Source organism: Vibrio eleionomae, assembly GCF_009874545.1.
Classification (GTDB): domain Bacteria; phylum Pseudomonadota; class Gammaproteobacteria; order Enterobacterales; family Vibrionaceae; genus Vibrio; species Vibrio nitrifigilis.
In genome coordinates, this window is record NZ_WEKT01000004.1 from 108,983 (window position 1) to 130,172 (window position 21,190).

General features: G+C 44.3%; 23 protein-coding genes. 20 read left to right on the plus strand and 3 right to left on the minus strand.

Features of this window, described 5'->3' with window-relative positions; genetic code table 11:
- Positions 1 to 153 precede the first annotated feature (153 nt).
- From kefG to motX, 7 genes are all read left to right on the plus strand, one after another.
- Positions 154 to 714, plus strand: coding sequence for a glutathione-regulated potassium-efflux system ancillary protein KefG (kefG, locus tag F9817_RS03745; protein WP_408063535.1), 561 nt, complete (start codon positions 154 to 156; stop codon positions 712 to 714).
- Between the two features lie 9 nt (positions 715 to 723).
- Complete coding sequence (gene kefB / locus F9817_RS03750) at positions 724 to 2,532, plus strand: glutathione-regulated potassium-efflux system protein KefB (RefSeq protein WP_161153628.1); 1,809 nt, start codon at positions 724 to 726, stop codon at positions 2,530 to 2,532.
- A gap of 8 nt (positions 2,533 to 2,540) precedes the next feature.
- Positions 2,541 to 2,741 carry a YheV family putative zinc ribbon protein gene (locus tag F9817_RS03755; protein ID WP_161153629.1) on the plus strand — a complete coding sequence of 67 codons (201 nt, stop codon included), beginning with the start codon at positions 2,541 to 2,543 and terminating at the stop codon, positions 2,739 to 2,741.
- 102 nt (positions 2,742 to 2,843) lie between these two features.
- Positions 2,844 to 3,389 (plus strand): peptidylprolyl isomerase, encoded by a 546-nt coding sequence (slyD, locus tag F9817_RS03760; RefSeq protein WP_161153630.1) that lies wholly within the window; start codon positions 2,844 to 2,846, stop codon positions 3,387 to 3,389.
- Positions 3,390 to 3,537: 148 nt separating this feature from the next.
- The gene (locus F9817_RS03765; RefSeq protein WP_161153631.1) at positions 3,538 to 4,479 is read left to right on the plus strand and encodes an isoaspartyl peptidase/L-asparaginase family protein; all 942 of its coding nucleotides are present in this window, start codon (positions 3,538 to 3,540) and stop codon (positions 4,477 to 4,479) included.
- A 127-nt stretch (positions 4,480 to 4,606) separates the two neighbouring features.
- The gene (locus F9817_RS03770) at positions 4,607 to 5,905 is read left to right on the plus strand and encodes an adenylosuccinate synthase (RefSeq protein ID WP_161153632.1); all 1,299 of its coding nucleotides are present in this window, start codon (positions 4,607 to 4,609) and stop codon (positions 5,903 to 5,905) included.
- Between the two features lie 548 nt (positions 5,906 to 6,453).
- Entirely contained in the window at positions 6,454 to 7,098 is a 645-nt protein-coding gene (gene motX / locus F9817_RS03775; RefSeq protein ID WP_161153633.1) for a flagellar protein MotX, read from the plus strand.
- 41 nt (positions 7,099 to 7,139) lie between these two features.
- Here motX and F9817_RS03780 read toward each other — a convergent pair whose 3' ends face one another.
- From F9817_RS03780 to F9817_RS03790, 3 genes are all read right to left on the minus strand, one after another.
- On the minus strand, positions 7,140 to 8,936 hold the full coding sequence (locus F9817_RS03780) for an ABC transporter ATP-binding protein (protein WP_161153634.1): 1,797 nt from the start codon (positions 8,934 to 8,936) through the stop codon (positions 7,140 to 7,142).
- Positions 8,929 to 10,671 (minus strand): ABC transporter ATP-binding protein, encoded by a 1,743-nt coding sequence (locus tag F9817_RS03785; RefSeq protein WP_161153635.1) that lies wholly within the window; start codon positions 10,669 to 10,671, stop codon positions 8,929 to 8,931. Before F9817_RS03785 ends, F9817_RS03780 begins: the two co-directional genes overlap by 8 nt.
- Before the next feature lie 198 nt (positions 10,672 to 10,869).
- A complete protein-coding gene (locus F9817_RS03790; protein WP_161153636.1) occupies positions 10,870 to 12,273 on the minus strand; it encodes an amidohydrolase in 1,404 nt (467 codons plus the stop codon).
- A gap of 233 nt (positions 12,274 to 12,506) precedes the next feature.
- On the opposite strand from F9817_RS03790, the gene rnr reads away from it, so the two are divergent.
- The 13 genes from rnr to rpsQ all read left to right on the plus strand — a co-directional run bounded on the left by rnr (position 12,507) and on the right by rpsQ (position 21,071).
- Entirely contained in the window at positions 12,507 to 14,951 is a 2,445-nt protein-coding gene (rnr, locus tag F9817_RS03795; RefSeq protein WP_161153637.1) for a ribonuclease R, read from the plus strand.
- Positions 14,952 to 14,958: 7 nt separating this feature from the next.
- On the plus strand, positions 14,959 to 15,699 hold the full coding sequence (gene rlmB, locus F9817_RS03800) for a 23S rRNA (guanosine(2251)-2'-O)-methyltransferase RlmB (protein WP_161153638.1): 741 nt from the start codon (positions 14,959 to 14,961) through the stop codon (positions 15,697 to 15,699).
- A 434-nt stretch (positions 15,700 to 16,133) separates the two neighbouring features.
- On the plus strand, positions 16,134 to 16,445 hold the full coding sequence (gene rpsJ, locus F9817_RS03805) for a 30S ribosomal protein S10 (protein WP_001181007.1): 312 nt from the start codon (positions 16,134 to 16,136) through the stop codon (positions 16,443 to 16,445).
- A 13-nt stretch (positions 16,446 to 16,458) separates the two neighbouring features.
- On the plus strand, positions 16,459 to 17,094 hold the full coding sequence (gene rplC / locus F9817_RS03810) for a 50S ribosomal protein L3 (protein ID WP_161153639.1): 636 nt from the start codon (positions 16,459 to 16,461) through the stop codon (positions 17,092 to 17,094).
- 16 nt (positions 17,095 to 17,110) lie between these two features.
- Positions 17,111 to 17,713 (plus strand): 50S ribosomal protein L4, encoded by a 603-nt coding sequence (gene rplD / locus F9817_RS03815; RefSeq protein ID WP_161153640.1) that lies wholly within the window; start codon positions 17,111 to 17,113, stop codon positions 17,711 to 17,713.
- Positions 17,710 to 18,012, plus strand: coding sequence for a 50S ribosomal protein L23 (rplW, locus tag F9817_RS03820; protein ID WP_161153641.1), 303 nt, complete (start codon positions 17,710 to 17,712; stop codon positions 18,010 to 18,012). The genes rplD and rplW overlap by 4 nt, the downstream gene beginning before the upstream one ends.
- Positions 18,013 to 18,028: 16 nt before the next feature.
- A complete protein-coding gene (gene rplB, locus F9817_RS03825) occupies positions 18,029 to 18,853 on the plus strand; it encodes a 50S ribosomal protein L2 (RefSeq protein WP_161153642.1) in 825 nt (274 codons plus the stop codon).
- Positions 18,854 to 18,873: 20 nt separating this feature from the next.
- Positions 18,874 to 19,152 carry a 30S ribosomal protein S19 gene (gene rpsS / locus F9817_RS03830; protein ID WP_161153643.1) on the plus strand — a complete coding sequence of 93 codons (279 nt, stop codon included), beginning with the start codon at positions 18,874 to 18,876 and terminating at the stop codon, positions 19,150 to 19,152.
- A 10-nt stretch (positions 19,153 to 19,162) separates the two neighbouring features.
- Positions 19,163 to 19,495 (plus strand): 50S ribosomal protein L22, encoded by a 333-nt coding sequence (gene rplV, locus F9817_RS03835; RefSeq protein WP_161153730.1) that lies wholly within the window; start codon positions 19,163 to 19,165, stop codon positions 19,493 to 19,495.
- Positions 19,496 to 19,514: 19 nt separating this feature from the next.
- Positions 19,515 to 20,204: a 30S ribosomal protein S3 gene (gene rpsC / locus F9817_RS03840; RefSeq protein WP_161153644.1), complete on the plus strand. Its 690-nt coding sequence runs from the start codon at positions 19,515 to 19,517 to the stop codon at positions 20,202 to 20,204.
- Positions 20,205 to 20,215: 11 nt separating this feature from the next.
- Positions 20,216 to 20,626 carry a 50S ribosomal protein L16 gene (gene rplP / locus F9817_RS03845; protein ID WP_161153645.1) on the plus strand — a complete coding sequence of 137 codons (411 nt, stop codon included), beginning with the start codon at positions 20,216 to 20,218 and terminating at the stop codon, positions 20,624 to 20,626.
- Entirely contained in the window at positions 20,626 to 20,817 is a 192-nt protein-coding gene (gene rpmC, locus F9817_RS03850; RefSeq protein ID WP_004728606.1) for a 50S ribosomal protein L29, read from the plus strand. The genes rplP and rpmC overlap by 1 nt, the downstream gene beginning before the upstream one ends.
- Positions 20,817 to 21,071, plus strand: a complete 255-nt coding sequence (gene rpsQ / locus F9817_RS03855; RefSeq protein WP_161153646.1) for a 30S ribosomal protein S17 — start codon at positions 20,817 to 20,819, stop codon at positions 21,069 to 21,071. The genes rpmC and rpsQ overlap by 1 nt, the downstream gene beginning before the upstream one ends.
- Positions 21,072 to 21,190: the final 119 nt, after the last annotated feature.

The following is a 21,190-nucleotide window of genomic DNA, read 5'->3' on the forward strand; positions in this document are numbered from 1 at the left end:
AATAACCTTTGTGTTCAGATATGGCTGAATCCCACCCAATGAAGGATAAAATAGTGGGTAAAGTTCAATTGCTTACGTGCTTATCTTGCAGTCGCTTGATGATAGGTTATGATGCTAGTAACAAATAAATAACATAAGGAGTTGTGTTAGAGAATGGTGATGTCGCTAGATGCAGGGAAGCCAATACCTAAAGTATTGATAATTTATGCTCATCCCGATCCCGATCAATCTAAAGCTAATAAAGCGCTGATCAAAAAGATCCGCTCACTTAAACACGTCACTATTTTAGATCTCTACGCAACGTACCCAGATTTTTTTATTGATATTCATGCTGAGCATCAACGTTTACTCTCTCATGATGTCATTGTTTTTCAACATCCACTCTACATGTATTCCTGCCCAGCGCTGTTAAAAGAGTGGATAGATACGGTACTCGGTAAGGGGTTTGCTTTTGGGGAATCTAGTGCCTTAAAAGGGAAATATTGGCGCAGTGTTATTACTACTGGAGGGCGAGAGCAAGCATTCGGCGAGCAAGGTTATAACCGCTATTCTCTTAATCAAATTCTGCAACCTTTTGAATTGACCGCCTCTCTATGCCAAATGGAGTGGGTTGAACCGCTCGTTCTTTATTGGGCTCGAAACGTCACTGATTTAGAGCGTTACCAACATGCTGAGAAATATCGGCAATGGCTCATCAATCCACTGAACAATTAAGGAGTCGCCATGGAATCGACGACAAGTGAATTACTACAAAGTGGAGCGATATTCTTAACTGCTGCGGTTGTCGCAGTCCCACTAGCTCAAAGGGCGGGATTAGGTTCCGTTATTGGTTACTTGCTGGCTGGTGTGGTTATTGGCCCGTGGGGGTTAGGGTTAATCAGTGATGTGGATGCCATCCTTCATTTCGCTGAATTTGGCGTTGTATTGCTGCTGTTTTTGATTGGATTGGAACTGAACCCGAAGAAGCTATGGCAAATGCGTATGCCAATCTTGGGGCTGGGTGGTGCTCAAGTTGTTGTGACCACAGGGATCTTATCGAGTATCGCTTCAATGGCTGGCTTAGATTGGCGCACCAGTTTAGTGATTGGCATGGGGTTGGCACTCTCTTCTACAGCCATTGCACTGCGTGTGATTGAAGAGCAAGAATTAACCCACACAGAGACAGGACAAAGTGGATTCTCAGTGCTGCTGTTTCAAGATATCGCGGTGATTCCTATGTTGGCATTAATGCCGGTATTGGCGGGAAACTCTGGTGGTACTTGGATCGATGGCGTATGGATGATTGCTGGTATTGTTGGCTTAATGGTTGGCGGCCATTTTCTGTTAAGTCCGATATTTCGTTACATCATTTTGAGTGGTGTGCGCGAGCTATTTACGGTTGCAGCATTGCTGTTGGTGATTGGTATTGCGCTAATGATGGAACAAATCGGGCTTTCTATGGCGCTTGGGGCATTTATCGCTGGGGTGTTATTAGCGGAAAGTGAATTTCGTCATGAACTAGAGATTGCCATTGAGCCATTCAAGGGATTGTTACTCGGATTGTTTTTTATCGCGGTTGGGATGTCTGTCGACTTAGGGTTACTGTTGGTTGAGCCGTGGTTAATTTTGCAGGCTGTGGTTGGGTTGGTCGTCATTAAGGGAGCGATTTTATATCTCCTAGCAAGAATTGTTGGTACTGGCGCGAAAGCGCGTAGCAATATGGCCGCTATTTTGAGCCAAGGTGGAGAGTTCGCTTTTGTTATTTTTACCGCAGCGAATGCAGAGCAACTTTTGTCTCGGGATCAGGTGTCATTTTTATTAGTTGTTGTGAGTTTATCTATGGTTACCACACCACTATTGCTGAGTATTCAAAAGCGCTGGTTTGCTCGTTCTCTTAATCAAACGACTCATGATGATTCAATGCCTGTTGATGTTGAAGATAAAGAACCTCGCGTTATCATTGCGGGTTTTGGCCGTTTTGGGCAAATTGTTGGCCGTTTGATGTCGGCCAATAAAATTAAAGTGACTGTGCTTGAAAGTGATGCCAGTCAGATTCGGCTGCTACGTAAATTTGGTTATCAAGTATTTTATGGTGACGCATCGAACTTAGAACTGTTGCGCGTTGCAGGGGCAGAAAAGGCAGAAGCCATTGTCATTTGTACTGACGTTCCAGATGAAGTGATGAAAATTGTCGATTTATGCCAGCATCATTTTCCGCAACTCAAAATATTAGCCCGAGCTCGTAGCCGAGTTGAGGCTTACCAGCTAATCAGCCAGGACGTAGAAGGCTATTCACGAGAGACATTTCTTGGGGCATTAGAATTGGGACGTAAGACTTTAGTCTCTTTGGGAATGCATCCATATCAAGCAAAACGAGCCGAAGCACATTTTCAACGTTTAGATACTGCTATGCTGACCAAATTGCTGCCACAGCATATGGAAGATAAGAAAATGACCCTAAGAGCCAAAGAAGCGCGCCAAGAACTCGAAGAGATATTTGGTCGCGAAATGGAGAATGATCGTATCGGTCGTGGCTATTGGGATGAGGAGTAGATCAAGTCGTGACAAACAAAAAGCGTTTTATTGCAGGGGCAAGTTGTCCATCCTGTCATTCGCAAGATACACTTCGTTGGTGGATTGAAAATAACATCGAGCTGGTAGAGTGCGTCGAATGTGGCTACTCTGAGCAGCGTAAACCGCAGTCTGTCGAAAAGGCAGGTAGAACCAGTGAACAGATGATAGGAATCTTTAAGCCAGAATAATCATTTGAGTTTCTGCTGAGGATCTTCATAATATCGCCCATCTTATATGTATGCTTGGGTCAGTTCACTGATGCTAAGAGCAATAAACTCCTTGGAGCTTGTATGAAAATTGAAAAGAACGTGGTAGCCGCTTTGGCATACCAAGTGAAACTAGAAGATGGTGTTGTTGTAGATCAGTCAACTACTGATGCGCCTCTAGAATACCTTCACGGTAACAACAACCTAATCACTGGTTTGGAACGTGAACTTGAAGGCAAAGTTGCAGGCGATAAGTTCTCTGCGACATTTGCTCCTGAAGATGCTTACGGTGAACACAGCGATGATCTAGTTCAACGCGTTCCTGCGAACGTGTTCCAAGGTGTTGACGAACTAGAAGTTGGTATGCGTTTTCTAGCGGATACAGACCAAGGTCCAATCCCTGTAGAAATCACTGAAGTTGATGGCGATGAAGTTGTTGTTGACGGTAACCACATGCTTGCTGGTCAAACTCTAACGTTTGACGTTGAAGTGGTTGCAGTTCGTGAAGCAACTGCTGAAGAAATCGATCATGGCCATGTTCACCAAGCGCATGGTCACGACCACGATCATGACCACGATCATGGCGAAGGTTGCTGTGGTGGTAACGGTGGTTGCGGTTGTTCTCACTAAGAACAAACGTTACGCTGGAATAAAATATTCCTCTAAGTAATAAATACTTATAAACGCTGTTGAGCTCTGCTTAGCAGCGTTTTTTTGTTGACTCTGCAGAAAAAATCGACAAACTCGTATAAAAAGCACAATTATACTGGGAGTTTACATGTCGCAACCTTTCTCTATCGCTATTCATGGCGGCGCAGGCACGATTTTGCGTGAAAACATGAGTGAAGATCTTAAACAGTCTATTTTGGCGGATTTAGAAAAATCAGTTCAAGCAGGGCACCATATTTTAGCGAATGGGGGAACTGCTGTTGATGCAGTTGTTGCTGCGGTAAAGGTGATGGAAGATTCTCCCAACTTTAATGCAGGCCACGGGGCAGTATTAACTCATAAAGAGATGGTTGAAATGGATGCCTCTGTAATGGACGGTAGTAATTCTAACGCTGGTGCTATTGCTGGTGTTCGACATATTAAAAACCCGGTTGAGTTGGCTCGTGATGTCATGCTTCATAGCGACCATGTTTTTTTAATGGGAGAGGGGGCTGAAGAGTTCGCATTCCAGCATGATTATGCTTTCACTGAACAAGACTATTTCTTCACAGATCGTCGTTATGAGCAGTTGCTGGCGATGAAAAAGCAGGGACATGTTGCTTTATCAGAAGCAAAATACCCAGATGATCGCAAACATGGCACCGTTGGCGCTGTCGCATTGGACCAACATGGCAATCTCGCCGCAGCAACAAGTACCGGTGGGATCACGAATAAGAAATTTGGTCGTATTGGTGATTCACCTATCATTGGTGCAGGAACAGTAGCAGAAAATAATAATGTTGCGGTTTCTTGTACTGGGATGGGGGAATTTTTTATTCGTAAAATGGTAGCTGGTGATGTCGCAGCACGAATGAAATACTTGAAAGAAGATGTGGCGACGGCATGTGAGACGATCATTCAAGGAGATCTGAAAACGATCGGTGGTGAAGGTGGTTTGATAGCCATTGATGCGCAAGGGAAAATTCATTTTGCGATGAATAGTTCGGGGATGTATCGTGCCGCAATCGATTGCGATGGGCAATTGTCGGTAAAAATCTATTCGGACGAATAATTGCGCTTAAATAACCAAAAGTAATAACTAGTACTGATCTTATGATTTTTTCATGCTTAAAAAGTGACTGCATCAAAAAACGATCAGTGCTAGAATCCATTTTTAACTAGCAATCAGACTTGGAAAAATGGGAAATAATGTAGTTGTCCTCGGCACTCAATGGGGTGACGAAGGTAAAGGAAAGATCGTTGATCTTCTAACTGAAGACGCAAAATACGTTGTTCGCTATCAAGGCGGCCACAACGCAGGCCACACACTAGTTATCGACGGTGAAAAAACCGTACTCCACCTAATCCCATCAGGTATCCTTCATAAAAACGTTAAATGCATCATTGGTAATGGCGTAGTGCTATCACCAGACGCAATGCTGCATGAAATGAAAGAACTTGAAGAACGTGGTGTTCCTGTTCGTGAGAACCTATACATTTCTGAAGCGTGTCCACTAATTCTGCCATATCACGTAGCTCTTGATCAGGCTCGTGAAGCGGCACGCGGCAAGAAAGCGATTGGTACAACTGGTCGTGGTATCGGTCCTGCTTACGAAGATAAAGTAGCTCGTCGTGGTTTACGTGTTGGTGATTTAGCTAATAAAGAAGAGTTCGCTGCCAAACTGAAAGAAGTCATGGAATTCCATAACTTCCAGTTAGAACATTTCTACAAAGTTGAACCAGTAAGCTATGAAGAAGTGCTTGAACAAGTGATGGGTTATGCAGACCTATTAACTTCTATGGTTATCGATGTGACTAACGAACTAGACGCTGCTCGTAAACGTGGCGACAAAATCATGTTCGAAGGTGCTCAAGGTACTCTTCTAGACATCGACCATGGTACTTACCCATATGTTACCTCTTCTAACACGACTGCTGGTGGTGTTGCTGCAGGTTCAGGTTTCGGTCCTCGCCATTTAGGTTATATCTGCGGTATCGTGAAAGCATATTGCACACGTGTTGGTGCAGGTCCATTCCCGACTGAACTATTTGACGAAGTTGGCAACCACTTAGGCACTAAAGGCGCTGAGTTTGGTGCAACAACGGGTCGTGCACGTCGTTGTGGTTGGTTTGATGCAGTGGCTCTACGCCGCGCAGTTCAAATTAACTCTGTAACTGGCTTCTGCCTAACAAAACTTGATGTTTTAGATGGCCTAAAAGAAGTGAAAATCTGTACAGGTTACCAACTAGAAGACGGTACAGTACTAGAAGTGTCACCTCTAGCTGCTGATGCATACGAAGGTATTACTCCGATTTATGAAACTCTGCCAGGTTGGTCGGAAAGTACTTACGGTGCAACATCTATCGATAAACTACCTCAAGCGGCTCTTGATTACATCAAACGCATTGAAGAGTTAACTGGTGTGCCAATTGATATCGTATCAACAGGCCCAGACCGTCGTGAAACCATCATCAAATCTCACCCATTTGATGCATAATCCTTGGTGATTATTTGAGAAAAACCGGCTGACTAGCCGGTTTTTTTATATTTATACCCCAAGTAACCTCAAGATGCTGTTTCAGCGAGAATGGTCTCGCTCTTAGGCAAGGCACTGATTTGAAGACATAGTCATTCTACGTTGAAAGGGAATGACTATTCCTACCGTGATTGAGTTTGATCTAGGCTCGTTGATGAAGCTCTGAATCCTGCATCTTGAGGTCATTTGGGTATATACTTTCTTGGTTGGGTTAAATTTTGTTCAATCAAAACTCTTGGTCAGATGATAACTGAGCATGGTTGAGGAAAATTTTAATAGACGACCAGCACGCCATTTAATATCGAGCGGATTCGATTGGTGCAAATATGTTTCGGCTCTAACTCATTGTTGTGGCAAAAACATGTGATCTGGAGGCAAAAAATTGCCGCTGATCGACAAGTTTTGCCTAAAGAGATACTCTAGATGGTCGATACAAAGATCAAGCTTAGCCAGTGTGCACGTCGTACACTAAAAAAATGATGGCTAATAGAATTGATAAGAGTACAGCAATGAAGCTACGAACTATCGCAGCTTCGCTGATATTGGTGCTCCATGCTTCCTTGGCAACAGCAAAAGCAGCTGAGCTAACGGACGTAGGTGAACCTGTACCGATTTACAGCGAATCTGAGCTCATCAAACTGATTGAGCAGAACAAACATTTAGAACGTGTAAAAGCGGATAAGTGCCAGTTAGTGGAAGATATCGTTGCGCGTGCGACTCGTATCAACTTGCCTTCTTATGAGTTTCTGTATGGGGATATGTTAAGTTGGGGAGTCTGTGTTGATCGAGATATCGAGCTTGGTTTGTACTATATCGAAAGCGCGGCTCATCAGGGTTTACCTGCCGCTTTAGAGCGAATGGGGTCGTATTACGCTCATGGTACTTTTGTACAGCAGGATCGCGAAAAGGCTATCCCATATCTAAGAGAGGCCGCTAAAATGGGCGACCTTAATGCCCGTATTCAGCTCGCTGAATTATTGTTGAGAGATTATGGTAGCCCGTTAGACTACGAAGATGCGTACCGCTGGTTATACAACTCGGTAACGGCAGATAAGCGTCAGCATAAACGTATTACCTTATTACGTGAGGGGCTTGAGCAGAGAATGCCACAAAACATTATTGCTCGAGCTAAACGTAAAGAGACCTATTGGTAACCAGAACTCATCTGGTTACCACTGCTAAATTAGTATCCTTATCAACTGTTCTGTGACTGCTCGGCTTGCGAAACTTTCTGTTCTTGTTGTTGCAGTTGATACATTGCCCGATATTTTCCGTTTTCAATATTCATTAATTGCTCATGGTTACCTTGTTCGATTAACTGACCACGGTCGAGAACTAATATTTGATCGGCATGATGAATCGTTGACAATCGGTGGGCAACCACAATCATAGTGACTTTCCCTTGTAAGCGTTGCAGTGCTTTTTGCACCACTTGTTCTGTTTCACTATCGACATTCGCGGTGGCTTCATCGAGGAGTAAAATTTTCGGCGACCCTGCTAAAGCGCGTGCAATGATGAGTTGCTGTCGTTGTCCCGTGGATAAACGTAACCCGCCTTCCCCCAATTCCGTTTGATAACCTTCTGGCATCTCCATGATGACATCATGCAGGTGTGCTTTTTTCGCTGCTTCTTCAATGTCGTATTGATTTAGGTTTCGTCCCATATCGATGTTATCGAATAGCGTTGAAGCCAAAATGAAAGGCTCTTGTGGAATAAACCCCATCCCTGCACGGAGTGTGTCATGGTCAAAATCTGTGAGTGGGTGTCCATCAATCTCTATTGTGCCTTGTTGAGGTTGATAGAAATTCAGCAACAGACTCAGCAGGGTACTTTTACCGCTGCCAGTATGTCCGACAACTGCGAAAAACTGCCCTGCGCCAATTTCAATATCTAGATGGTGCAATACGGGCTTGTCGGCTTGGTAGCCAAAAGAGACCTGGTTGAAATTAAGTTTTCCATGCTCAATTTGGGCGTGAGTGTGATTGTCAGGCGTCATTGTTGGCTCTTGCAGAAGTTCGAATACTCGATCCCCGGCCACTATTGCTTGTTGGTAAAGGCTAAAACGCTGAGTAATTTCAACCAATGGTTCAGTAAAGCGACCTAAATAGTTGAGGTAGGCATAAAGCACACCAATTTCCGTAAACCCTTGGACGACTTTTAAACCAAAGAACCACACGACGCCAGCGAGTACCATAATGCTCAGTAAGTTGATCGCAGGGCGTAATAGAAATGATCCTATCGTAATGGTACGTAGGCGGGTGCCATAATAACGCTGGTTAATATGATCGAATTGATCAAGTTTTGTCTGTTGTTGATTAGTGGCTTGAATGACGGCCATACCACCGATAGATTCGCTGATCGTAGCGTTGATATCTGAACGGAGTTGACGGCTATCGGCGACGATATTGCCACTCAACTTTTGATAGATATAAATCATAATCACAATCGCTGGTATCAAGGCGAGTGCTACCAACATTAGGTGGACATCTAATATTGCCATGGCAGTAAGGATACCAATTAATAAAATTACGCTAGACAAGACATTAGAGAGGAACTGCACATAGATGTCTTTAATTGATTCCGTATCATTGGTGATACGACTGACCAATTGACCGGTTCGAGCATAGTCGAAAAAAGACATGGGTAAGCGTAATACGTGGCCAAAGACGCGCTCACGAATATCAAGAACTGCATTTAAGGCAATATCAACGAACTTGAGTGTCTGCTGATATTTTAAATAGGTGCCTAAGAGTGTGGCGATAACGTATAGAGAGACCACCCCAGCAATCGGCCAGAAAGGGTAGTGATCGGGCATGATGAAACGGTCGATAAATACCTTGCTCAACATTGGGCCAAGTACATCAAGGGCGGTTGCAAACACAACCAACAAAACGGCTTTGATTAAGAGCGGACGGTCGGCAAAGACATAGCCCATTAGCAGCTTAAAAGAGCCAGATGGGCTGTTTGTCGAATCTGTGTTGGGATTAGTCATTATCCGCCCCTTCTATTGCTTGAGCCATTTGTTGATAAGCGGCCATTCTGGAATACCAGCCATCTTGGGTTATTAATTGTTGATGAGTTCCCCGTTCGGCGATAGATCCATGAGCGAGTACGATAATTTCATCAGCATGCTCAATCGCGGATAAGCGATGACTGATAATAATGACGCTTTGTGCTTGACGTTCGCGTAAGTGAGCGAGGATGGTTTGCTCTGTGCCTACATCGACAGCAGATAGAGCATCATCCAGAATAAGAACTGGCGCAACACTTATGAGGGCTCGAGCAATAGCAACCCGCTGGCGTTGCCCTCCTGATAGAGTGACACCTCTTTCTCCAACCAAAGTGGCATAACCTTCAGGAAATTGCAGAATATCCTCATGAATCGCAGCAAGTTGAGCTGCTTGAAAAACCTCCTCATCACTTGCTCCTGATCGTCCCATGCGAATGTTTTCTAAAATTGATGTACTAAATAAGAAGGAGTCTTGGGGAACATAAGCAAAGGTTGAGCGTAACTTTTCTAACTCTATATCCTGAATATTAATATTCCCAATATAAAGGGAATGATTTGTCGTTTCCCAATAACGCATGAGTACTTGGAGTAATGTGGTTTTACCGGAACCGGTGACTCCAGCAATTCCTAACACATGATTTTCCTCTAGGTTCAAATTGATATTTTTTAAACTAGGGTGTGGAGTATTGGGGTAATTAAATGTCAAATCTTGGATGTGAATGTCATAGCGAATAGGCGTTTGCGTTCCGTGATCAGCAATGGTGTCAGGTAAAGACAGTAATTCATGTAAACGGCCAATTGCAGCGTTACCTCGTTGCAATATATTCATTAACCAGCCGAAAGCAAACATTGGCCAAATCAGTTCAGAAAGGTACATAGTAAAGCTGGTGAGCTGACCCACAGTGAGCAATCCTTGATGAATTTGCCAACCACCAACGAGTAGGGTGATAAGCAAAGACCCACCTAGGCTAATTTGAATGATAGGGTTAAATTTTGCTTCTGACCGTTGCACGCGATAATTACTTTCTGCCGCTTGTTCAGCAATTTTATTAAATTGTTGTTTCTCTATTTCTTCTCTTCCCATTGATTTGATCATTCTGATGCCGACCATGGCTTGTTGAGTTTGATCGTTAAGGGTCGAAAATTTATCAAGAGTTTCTTTAAATTGACGATGAATCAGGCTGGATAAGCGATAAAAAAGGAATCCCATAAAAGGAAAAGGAAGTAAGGCTAACGCCGCTAAGCGCCAGTCGATAAAGACGAACATCATAATAATGACTAACACAAAGGTGAGAAAGCCATCAAAGCCTGACAGTATCCCTTCACCAGCGGCGGTTTCTACCGCATCGATGTCGTTCGTTGCTCGAGCCATTAAATCGCCGGTCGAATTCGCGCTGTAAAATGCCTGGCCCTGTTTTGTTAAACGTTGGTAATACTGTTCGCGCAGTTTGTTTCCTAATAAGTAAGAAGTACCAAACAGCAAACGTCGCCAACCATAGCGTAATAAATAGACACTCACCCCAGCAGCGAGCAATAACCAGAGTAAATGCTCAGTATGAGCCATGTCTTTTGTCGCTAGTAATTGGTCAACAGATTGGCCGATGATCCATGGAATAGCCATATTAATTAGCCCAACTGAAAAGAGCATCAGTAGGGCTAGGGAATAGGTATGCCAATAGCGACGGAAAAACCATCCTAGGTGATTAAATAATTGCATATAAGTTTTGGGATTCCTGGTAACCGATTGCCAGTGTAACCTGTGCGATGTTTGACTATCTACCGCCAGATAAACCGAAAGTGACGTTTAACGAGATTTTTATGGTTACTTATGGTGTGAATTAAAGAGTGATAACTATATATCACTCTTTACTAATTTAAAATTTAAATGGGCAATTACCATACAAGTAACGGTTTGCTATAACACCTGTTCGCCAGACTTGATGACTGTGTCGCGTACGACTTGAGTGTAGTCGATGGCTTGTTGGCGAATTTTGTCTTCATCAACAGTTAATACACGACGATTTTGCATGATCAGTCTACCGTTGATAATGGAATCTTTAACGTTAGCAGAGTTTGCCGAGTAAACCAGCGCAGAATATGGGTTATAGATAGGTACCATGTTAGGCGCTTTGGTATCTATGACAATAACATCTGCAAGTTTGCCAACTTCAAGAGAACCTATTTTATCTTCCATATGTAATGCTCTGGCTCCGCCAATCGTTGCCATTTCAATGACTTTAATTGGTGGCATTGCACTACGATCGTGATTGACGAGTTTATGAAGTTTGGCCACTTGGTTGAATTCATCAATGATACTTAATGTATTACCAGACATTGGCCCATCCGTACCTAAACCTATACGTAATCCATCATCAAACATTTTGAGAGCAGGGGAGACACCTTTGGCGGCTTTAATATTGGCGCTCATGCAGTGCGCAATGCCAATATCTTCTTTCTTCGCAATCGCGATATCCTTGTCATTCACCAAAATCATATGCGCAGCGACAACATGGTTATTCAGAGCGCCGATACTTTCCATGTATTGCACGGGTGATAGGCCATTGGAGCGTTTGGCTATCACTTCAGCTTCATGATGAGTTTCTGCCAAGTGAATGAGTACAGGGACATTTTCCTGCTCTGATAGTTTAGCTACCTTTTGCAGTGTTTCGGTCGTGTTACTGTAAGGAGCATGAGGTGCGAACGCTGGCGTGATGAGCGGGTTATTGCGGTATTGCTTAATGAATTTCATCGCGTAATTGATACCTGCGTCTGCGTTTTTAGCATCTGCGACCGGAAATTTTATGACGGTTTCGCCTAGTATTGCTCGCATCCCGATGTTTTCGACGGTTCTGGCCACTTCATCTTCGAAGTAATACATGTCGGCGTAAGTGGTTACGCCCCCTTTAACCATCTCAACGTTACCTAAGTTAGCGCCGATACGAACCATGTCACGAGAAACCAATTTGGATTCCAAAGGGAAAATATAGCGATGCAAACGGTCTGGTACATCGTCGGCTAAAGAGCGAAATACGGTCATTGATACATGGGTATGGGTGTTAATTAGACCCGGCATAATGATATCGCCATCGACATCCATTGTCTTTTTCGCTTGGTACTGATTGGTAATTGAATCATCGCCTACGGCAATGATTTCGTGATCTTTAATCACAACTGCGCCTTTGGAATAAACCGTTTTATCCCCATTCATAGTTAATACAAGGCCGTTTTTCAAAACAATATCGGCAGATTGGGCTGCTGATGCCGTAAAGGGTAATACACCTGCCATGGCTGTCAGTAATAGGGGAAGAGAAAAGCGCATAAAATGATGTCCTATCGAGCTATAAAATCCAGTGGCTATGATAAATCAGTTGGTTAGGGTTGTAACCCTGATGTATCAGAATGAGCAATTTACGGAATTAAACTGGGATAAAACGTCAAAGTTTAGTGGTTTTCGCTCACATGGGTGTAGCTTACTCATAGACTTAGATATACTTACCCCTAATAGAGGTAGCTAATACCCCTCTTTTTTCGAGCACAACAGTAGGACGATGAATGTCAGACAATATCAAGAACGACCCTTTTGCTGAGCGTGAATCTCAAAAATATGAAAATCCGGTGCCAAGCCGTGAGTTCATATTGGCGTTCTTAAAGCAAGCTAATGTACCAATGAATCGCAATGACTTATTCGAAGCTTTGGAACTGGAAGGTGAAGAGCAGTATGAAGGCCTGCGTCGCCGGCTGCGTGCAATGGAAAGAGACGGGCAATTAGTGTTTACCCGCCGCCAGTGTTATGCCTTACCTGAAAAACTTGAGCTAGTAAAAGGCTATGTTATTGGTCATCGCGATGGTCATGGATGGGTTCGCCCTGATGGAAGCACTGGCAAAGATAATGACATTTTGCTGCCACATCACCAGATGCGAACCATCATCCACGGAGACTATGTATTAGTTCAGCCTGCAGGCACGGATAAGCGCGGTCGAAAAGAAGGCCGCTTGGTTCGTGTTCTTGAGGAACGTAAGACACAAATCGTCGGTCGTTTCTTCCTTGATCAAGGCTATGCCTACGTTGTGCCTGATGATTCGCGCATTCACCAAGATATTCTTATTCCTGAAGAGCACCGCATGGGAGCTCGTATGGGCAATGTTGTGGTGATTGAAATTACGGATCGAGGGACTCGCAATCGCGGTATGATCGGACGTGTAGTGGAAGTGCTTGGCGAAAATATGGCGCCAGGTATGGAAACTCAAATCGCAATTCGCACCCATCAAATTCCTCACGAATGGCCTGAAGCGGTTGAAAAACAGATTCAAGGTTTAGGAGAAGAAGTACCAGAGGAAGCGAAGCAAGGACGTGTTGACTTACGTTCTCTTCCTCTCGTGACCATTGATGGCGAAGATGCACGTGACTTTGACGATGCTGTGTATTGTGAAGCGAAAAAAGGCGGCGGTTGGCGTCTGTGGGTAGCCATTGCGGATGTAAGCTATTATGTTCGCCCTGATACTGCGTTAGATAAAGAAGCGATTAACCGTGGTAACTCGGTTTATTTCCCTTCACAAGTTGTGCCGATGCTTCCGGAAGTTCTGTCGAATGGGCTGTGTTCATTGAACCCGCAAGTTGACCGTTTGTGCATGGTGTGTGAAATGACGGTATCGCAAAGCGGTAAGTTGTCAGGCTATAAACATTACGAAGCGGTAATGAATTCTCACGCGCGCCTTACTTACAATAAAGTCGCTGACATGCTGGAAGGGGACGAAGAGTTACGTGAACGCTACTCTCCGCTTGTTCCTCATCTCGAAGAACTGTATCGCATGTACCAAGTGCTAAAAACAGCACGTGAAGCTCGTGGTGCGATCGAGTTCGAAACAGTTGAAACTAAATTTATCTTCAATGCGAATCGTAAGATTGATCGTATTGAACCTGTGATTCGTAATGATGCACACAAGATCATTGAAGAGTGCATGATTTTGGCCAATATTGCATCAGCCTCGCTGGTGGAAAAAGCGAAAGAACCTGCTTTGTATCGTATCCATGAATCTCCGGGAGAGCAGCGCTTAGTTAGCTTTAGAGACTTTTTGGGTGAACTTGGTTTGAACTTGAACGGTGGATTAGAACCATCACCAACGGATTATGCACACCTGATGCATCAAGTTTTCCAGCGTCCGGATAAAGAGCTTATCCAAACCATGCTGCTACGTTCTATGAAGCAGGCCGTTTACAATGCGGATAACTGTGGTCACTTTGGTTTAGCACTTAAACGTTATGCGCACTTTACCTCGCCAATTCGCCGTTATCCGGATTTATTACTGCACCGCGCTATAAAATATCTTATTGCGAAAGAAAAAGGCCAAAATAAAGATCGTTGGACACCAACCGGAGGGTTCCATTACTCCTTCGATGATATGGATTTCTATGGTGAGCAGTGTTCGACGACTGAACGTCGTGCTGATGATGCCACTCGTGAAGTGTCTGATTGGCTCAAATGTGAATACATGCAAGATCACGTTGGTGAAGTATTAGATGGTGTGATTGCTAATGTGACTGGTTTCGGTTTCTTTGTACGCTTAACTGAGCTTCACATTGATGGCCTTGTGCATATTTCGTCACTGGCAAATGATTACTATCAATTTGATCCCGTCGGTCAACGCTTGGTAGGTGAATCTTTTGGTGCAATCTATCGTTTGGGCGATTCTGTAAAAGTTAAAGTCCAAGCAGTTAATCTAGATGAAAGACAAATTGACTTTGCTTTAGTCGAAACAAGTCGTAAAGTACGCGGCCGTGGTAAAACTGCGAAAAAACGCGCAGCAGAAGCAAGAGCAAAAGTTCGTGGCAATAAACCTAACCAATCGTTAGGAAAAGCTCAAAAAGCCATGCCGGATATAGAGCCGACTAAACGTCCTGATGAAGATGGCTCAACTCGGACTCGTAACAAGACCAAAGCTCAGAAAGCGCGTAAAAACAAAGCCCGTAATAAAACCGGCAAAGCGAAAAAGAAATAGGTAACGAATGAGTAACGAAATGATTTATGGAATTCACGCAGTAAAAGCTGTGCTTGAGCGTGATCCTGCCCGCTTTATTGAAGCGTATGTTCTAAAAGGACGTCAAGATGAGCGGTTACTGCCTGTATTGAATGAATTAGCACGTCTTGGTGTATCTATTCAGGAAATGGGGCGTAAAGCGCTAGACGATAAAGCGAAGGGAGCAAATCACCAGGGGTTGATTGCTCGAGTAACGCCTGCCAAAGTACTTAATGAACACGATATTGATGGCATTCTTGCCCAGCATGAGCAGCCTTTGTTACTTGTGCTTGATGGTGTTACAGACCCTCACAACCTCGGGGCATGTTTACGTAATGCAGATGCAGCTGGCGTTGCCGCGGTTATCGTACCAAAAGATAAATCAGCAGCGATGAATGCTACCGTGAGTAAAGTCGCGTGTGGCGCAGCAGAAACAGTACCTTTAGTCCGAGTAACAAACCTTGCTCGTACTATGCGTGCATTGCAAGAACAAGGCATTTGGTTTGTAGGAACTGCTGGTGAAGCGACACACGATATTTACCAAAGCAAACTTACTGGTCCTTTAGCGATCGTGATGGGTGCGGAAGGGGATGGCATGCGTCGTCTAACTCGTGAAACGTGTGATGACCTGATTAAAATTCCAATGGCAGGTTCGGTTTCGAGCTTGAACGTGTCTGTTGCCTCTGGTGTATGTCTGTTTGAAGCGGTACGTCAGCGTCTAGTGCGCTAAACGTATTACGTATTGATAGTGACTTATCGAGGTAAGTGATCAGCACAATATATCTATGCTTGAGCCCTACTCGTGAGTAGGGCTTTTTTGTAGCAGAATAAAGGCATAGTAAGCACAAAATTAATTTCGTTTAATTTTCGACCAGCACTTGCATGTGCTCCAGCAACCTGTATAATGCGCTCCACTGGTTAAGCCAGTTGTGAACCAATGAGCGGCGAGGAGCTAGTAAATCCTTGTTGATTTATAAGGTAATGTATACTCTGCTTATGTTCGCAGTTAATAATTTTTGATATATAATATCTTTTTTTGTTAGCTGACAATGTGTCCAATCCGGACACTACGGTTTCACATAAATCAATCGGCATTCTCTCGCCCTATGCGAGCCAGAGTGGCGATATTGTTTGTGTAATTTTTAATAATTGGAGCTCTGTCTCATGCAGAACCAACGCATCCGTATCCGCCTTAAAGCGTTCGATTACAAACTAATCGATGCTTCTACTGCGGAAATCGTTGAAACAGCTAAGCGTACCGGCGCACAGGTTCGTGGTCCTATCCCACTACCTACTCGTAAAGAGCGTTTCACTGTTCTTATCTCTCCACACGTAAACAAAGATGCACGTGACCAGTACGAAATTCGTACTCACAAGCGTCTGATCGACATCGTAGAACCAACTGACAAGACTGTTGATGCTCTGATGCGTCTAGATCTTGCGGCTGGTGTTGATGTTCAAATCAGCCTAGGTTAAGGGAGTTAGAATAATGATTGGTCTAGTCGGACGTAAAGTGGGTATGACCCGCGTATTTACCGAAGAAGGCGTTTCTATCCCAGTAACTGTTGTGGAAGTTGAAGCGAACCGTGTGACTCAAGTTAAATCTCTTGATTCTGATGGTTACTCAGCAATCCAGATCACAGCTGGTGCTAAGAAAGCTAACCGCGTTACTAAACCAGAAGCTGGTCACTTTGCGAAAGCAAATGTTGAAGCTGGTCGCGGTCTTTGGGAATTCCGTTTAGAAAACGGCGAAGAGTTTGAAGTTGGTTCAGAACTAACTGTTGAACTTTTCAACGAAGTAAAAAAAGTAGACGTTACTGGTACATCTAAAGGTAAAGGCTTCCAAGGCGCAGTTAAGCGTTGGAACTTCCGTACTCAAGATATGACTCACGGTAACTCCTTGTCTCACCGTGCTCCTGGTTCTATCGGTCAATGTCAGACTCCAGGTCGCGTATTTAAAGGCAAGAAAATGGCAGGTCAAATGGGTGCTGAGCGTGTAACGACTCAAAACCTAGAGATCGTACGTGTTGACGCTGAGCGCAATCTGCTTCTTATCAAAGGTGCAGTACCAGGCTCAACTGGCGGTAACGTGATCGTGAAACCAGCTGTTAAAGCTAAAGCATAACGTCTAGGAGTAAGTAATGGAATTGATGGTTAAAGGTGCTAACGCACTAACTGTTTCCGAAACTACTTTCGGACGTGAGTTCAACGAAGCTCTTGTACACCAAGTAGTTGTTGCATATGCAGCAGGTGCTCGTCAAGGTACTCGTGCTCAAAAGACACGTTCAGAAGTTTCTGGCGGTGGCGCTAAGCCATGGCGTCAAAAAGGTACTGGCCGTGCTCGTGCTGGTACAATCCGTAGCCCAATCTGGCGTACAGGTGGTGTTACTTTTGCTGCGAAACCACAAGATCACAGCCAAAAAGTAAACAAAAAAATGTACCGTGGTGCTATGAAAGCAATTCTTTCTGAGCTAGTTCGTCAAGAGCGTCTAATCGTTGTTGAAGAATTCTCAGTAGAAGCACCAAAAACTAAAGAACTAGTAGCTAAGCTTAAAGAACTTGAGCTTAACGATGCACTTATCGTTACTGGTGAAGTAGACGAGAATCTATTCTTAGCTGCTCGTAACCTATACAAAGTTGACGTTCGTGACGCTTCTGGTATCGACCCAGTAAGCCTAATCGCGTTCGACAAAGTTGTAATGACTGCAGCTGCAGTTAAGCAAGTTGAGGAGATGCTAGGATGATCAAACAAGAGCGTCTACTAAAAGTTCTACGTGCTCCGCACATCTCTGAAAAAGCAACTATGGCTGCTGAAAACGGTAACACTATCGTATTCAAAGTAGCGATTGATGCGACTAAAAAAGAGATCAAAGCAGCTGTAGAAAAGCTATTTGAAGTTGAAGTTAAGTCTGTAAATACTCTTATCACTAAGGGTAAGACCAAACGTCAAGGTCTACGCCAAGGTCGCCGCAGCGACGTTAAAAAAGCGTACGTTACTTTGAAAGAAGGTCAAGATCTTGACTTTGTTGGCGGCGCGGAATAACAGGAGTAGTTGAAAAATGGCTATTGTTAAATGTAAGCCGACTTCGGCTGGTCGTCGTCACGTTGTTAAAATCGTAAACGCTGACCTATATAAAGGTAAGCCTTACGCACCACTTCTAGAGAAAAACTCTAAGAACGGTGGTCGTAACAACAACGGTCGTATTACTGTTCGTCACATCGGTGGCGGTCATAAGCAACACTACCGTGTGATTGACTTCAAACGTACTAAAGATGGTATCCCAGCTACAGTTGAGCGTATCGAATACGATCCAAACCGTAGTGCGAACATTGCTCTAGTACTATACAAAGACGGCGAACGTCGTTACATCATTGCACCTAAAGGTATCAAAGCTGGTGATCAAATCCAGTCTGGTGCTGACGCTGCAATCAAAGCGGGTAACGCACTACCTATGCGCAACATCCCAGTAGGTTCAACTGTACACAACGTTGAGCTTAAACCTGGTAAAGGCGCACAGCTAGCTCGTTCTGCTGGTGCATACGCACAAATCGTTGCTCGTGATGGTGCATACGTAACTATCCGTCTACGTTCTGGCGAAATGCGCAAAGTTCTTTCTGAAGGTCGTGCGACTATCGGTGAAGTTGGCAACCACGAACACATGCTTCGTGAGCTTGGTAAAGCAGGTGCAACTCGCTGGCGCGGTGTTCGTCCTACCGTTCGCGGTGTGGTAATGAACCCGGTTGACCACCCACACGGTGGTGGTGAAGGTCGTACTTCTGGTGGTCGTCACCCTGTATCTCCATGGGGCATGCCAACTAAAGGCTTCAAGACCCGTAAGAACAAACGCACTGACAAGTACATCGTACGTCGTCGTAATAAGTAATCTATTAAAGAGGATAAGCCATGCCACGTTCTCTCAAGAAAGGTCCATTTATTGACCTACACTTGCTGAAGAAGGTAGAGAAAGCGGTGGAAAGCGGAGACAAAAAGCCTATTAAGACTTGGTCCCGTCGTTCAATGATCATTCCTACAATGATCGGTTTGACCATCGCTGTCCATAATGGTCGTCAACACGTGCCAGTTTTCGTAACTGACGAGATGATCGGTCACAAACTGGGCGAATTCGCGCCTACACGTACTTACCGCGGTCATGCTGCGGATAAGAAAACTAAGAAGAAATAAGGAGTAGATGATGGAAGCTTTAGCTAAACATAACTTTGCTCGCATTTCTCCTCAGAAAGCTCGCTTAGTAGCAGATCTTATCCGTGGTAAAAGCGTAGACCAAGCTCTAGAAGTTCTAACTTTCAGCAACAAAAAAGCTGCTGAGCTAGTGAAGAAAGTTCTTGAGTCAGCTATCGCTAACGCGGAACACAACGAAGGTGCTGACATTGACGATCTACGTGTCGCTAAAATCTTCGTAGATGAGGGCCCTATCATGAAGCGTATTATGCCTCGTGCTAAAGGCCGTGCGGATCGTATCTTGAAGCGTTCAAGCCACATTACTGTGGTTGTCGCAGATCGCTAAGAGACTAGGAGAGTAAGCAATGGGTCAGAAAGTACATCCTAATGGTATTCGTCTTGGCATCGTTAAGCCTTGGAATGCTACATGGTTTGCTAACACCAACGAATTCGCTGACAACCTAGACGGCGACTTCAAGGTACGTCAATTCCTAAACAAGGAATTGGTAAAAGCGTCAGTATCACGCATCGTTATCGAACGTCCTGCGAAGAGCATCCGTGTGACTATTCACACTGCTCGCCCAGGTGTTGTTATCGGTAAGAAAGGTGAAGACGTTGAGAAGCTACGCGCAGCTGTAGCGAAAATTTCAGGTGTACCAGCACAAATCAACATCGCTGAAGTACGTAAACCTGAGCTAGACGGTCAATTAGTGGCTGATAGCATCGCGTCTCAGCTAGAGCGTCGTGTTATGTTCCGTCGTGCTATGAAGCGCGCGGTACAAAACGCAATGCGTCTAGGCGCTAAAGGTATCAAAGTTGAAGTAAGTGGTCGTCTAGGCGGCGCTGAAATCGCACGTACTGAGTGGTACCGTGAAGGCCGTGTGCCTCTACACACTCTTCGTGCTGACATTGATTACGCGACTTCTTCTGCTCACACTCAATACGGTGTGATTGGCGTTAAAGTTTGGATCTTCAAAGGTGAGATTCTAGGCGGTATGCCAGTTGCTGAACCTAAGAGTGAAAAGCCTAAGAAGCAGCGCAAAGGCCGTAAGTAAGGAGTCGACAGATGCTACAACCTAAACGTACTAAGTTCCGTAAGGTTCATACAGGTCGTAACCGTGGTCTAGCTAAAGGTACTGAAGTATCATTCGGTACTTTCGGTTTGAAAGCTGTAGGCCGTGGTCGTCTAACTGCTCGTCAAATCGAAGCGGCACGTCGTGCTATGACACGTCACATTAAGCGTCAAGGTCAAATCTGGATCCGTGTTTTCCCAGACAAACCTATCACAGAAAAACCACTTGAAGTTCGTCAAGGTAAGGGTAAAGGTAACGTTGAGTACTGGGTAGCCCAAATCCAACCTGGTAAGGTTATGTACGAAGTTGATGGTGTACCTGAAGAATTGGCTCGTGAAGCGTTCCGTCTAGCGGCACGTAAACTGCCATTCAAGACTACATTTGTAACTAAGCAGGTGATGTGATGAAAGCACTAGATCTACGCGAAAAGAGCGTTGAAGAGCTTAATGCTGAGCTATTGAATTTGTTGAAAGAACAGTTCAACTTGCGTATGCAAGCTGCAACTGGTCAACTACAGCAAACTCATACTCTGAAAGCTGTACGCCGTGATATCGCACGTGTGAAAACTGTTTTGACTGAGAAGGCAGGCGCATAATGAGCGACAAAATCCGTACCCAGCAAGGTCGTGTTATCAGCAACAAAATGGACAAGTCTATTGTTGTTGCTATCGAACGTTTCGTAAAACACCCAATTTACGGCAAGTTCGTTAAACGTACGACTAAACTGCACGCACACGACGAAAACAACGAATGTGGCCAAGGCGACGTAGTTGAAATTCAAGAGTGTCGTCCACTGTCTAAGACTAAATCTTGGACATTGGTAAAAGTTTTGGAAAAAGCGAAAATCTAATTTTCCTTTTCTAAAAACAAAAGCGGCTCCGGAATTTTTTGGAGCCGCTTGTTTTTTGACTACCCTTTCTAAAAAAAGGGTGGTACAATTCGCGTCCCTTTTAAAGAGGCAGCCCGACC

What these genes read in the sequence shown, in the direction of transcription:
- kefG (WP_408063535.1), top strand. Translation starts at nt 154, where the DNA reads ATGGTGATGTCGCTAGATGCAGGGAAGCCAATACCTAAAGTATTGATA.
- kefB (WP_161153628.1), top strand. Translation starts at nt 724, where the DNA reads ATGGAATCGACGACAAGTGAATTACTACAAAGTGGAGCGATATTCTTA.
- slyD (WP_161153630.1), top strand. Translation starts at nt 2,844, where the DNA reads ATGAAAATTGAAAAGAACGTGGTAGCCGCTTTGGCATACCAAGTGAAA.
- F9817_RS03765 (WP_161153631.1), top strand. Translation starts at nt 3,538, where the DNA reads ATGTCGCAACCTTTCTCTATCGCTATTCATGGCGGCGCAGGCACGATT.
- F9817_RS03770 (WP_161153632.1), top strand. Translation starts at nt 4,607, where the DNA reads ATGGGAAATAATGTAGTTGTCCTCGGCACTCAATGGGGTGACGAAGGT.
- motX (WP_161153633.1), top strand. Translation starts at nt 6,454, where the DNA reads ATGAAGCTACGAACTATCGCAGCTTCGCTGATATTGGTGCTCCATGCT.
- F9817_RS03780 (WP_161153634.1), bottom strand. Translation starts at nt 8,936, where the DNA reads ATGACTAATCCCAACACAGATTCGACAAACAGCCCATCTGGCTCTTTT.
- F9817_RS03785 (WP_161153635.1), bottom strand. Translation starts at nt 10,671, where the DNA reads ATGCAATTATTTAATCACCTAGGATGGTTTTTCCGTCGCTATTGGCAT.
- F9817_RS03790 (WP_161153636.1), bottom strand. Translation starts at nt 12,273, where the DNA reads ATGCGCTTTTCTCTTCCCCTATTACTGACAGCCATGGCAGGTGTATTA.
- rnr (WP_161153637.1), top strand. Translation starts at nt 12,507, where the DNA reads ATGTCAGACAATATCAAGAACGACCCTTTTGCTGAGCGTGAATCTCAA.
- rlmB (WP_161153638.1), top strand. Translation starts at nt 14,959, where the DNA reads ATGAGTAACGAAATGATTTATGGAATTCACGCAGTAAAAGCTGTGCTT.
- rpsJ (WP_001181007.1), top strand. Translation starts at nt 16,134, where the DNA reads ATGCAGAACCAACGCATCCGTATCCGCCTTAAAGCGTTCGATTACAAA.
- rplC (WP_161153639.1), top strand. Translation starts at nt 16,459, where the DNA reads ATGATTGGTCTAGTCGGACGTAAAGTGGGTATGACCCGCGTATTTACC.
- rplD (WP_161153640.1), top strand. Translation starts at nt 17,111, where the DNA reads ATGGAATTGATGGTTAAAGGTGCTAACGCACTAACTGTTTCCGAAACT.
- rplW (WP_161153641.1), top strand. Translation starts at nt 17,710, where the DNA reads ATGATCAAACAAGAGCGTCTACTAAAAGTTCTACGTGCTCCGCACATC.
- rplB (WP_161153642.1), top strand. Translation starts at nt 18,029, where the DNA reads ATGGCTATTGTTAAATGTAAGCCGACTTCGGCTGGTCGTCGTCACGTT.
- rpsS (WP_161153643.1), top strand. Translation starts at nt 18,874, where the DNA reads ATGCCACGTTCTCTCAAGAAAGGTCCATTTATTGACCTACACTTGCTG.
- rplV (WP_161153730.1), top strand. Translation starts at nt 19,163, where the DNA reads ATGGAAGCTTTAGCTAAACATAACTTTGCTCGCATTTCTCCTCAGAAA.
- rpsC (WP_161153644.1), top strand. Translation starts at nt 19,515, where the DNA reads ATGGGTCAGAAAGTACATCCTAATGGTATTCGTCTTGGCATCGTTAAG.
- rplP (WP_161153645.1), top strand. Translation starts at nt 20,216, where the DNA reads ATGCTACAACCTAAACGTACTAAGTTCCGTAAGGTTCATACAGGTCGT.
- rpmC (WP_004728606.1), top strand. Translation starts at nt 20,626, where the DNA reads ATGAAAGCACTAGATCTACGCGAAAAGAGCGTTGAAGAGCTTAATGCT.
- rpsQ (WP_161153646.1), top strand. Translation starts at nt 20,817, where the DNA reads ATGAGCGACAAAATCCGTACCCAGCAAGGTCGTGTTATCAGCAACAAA.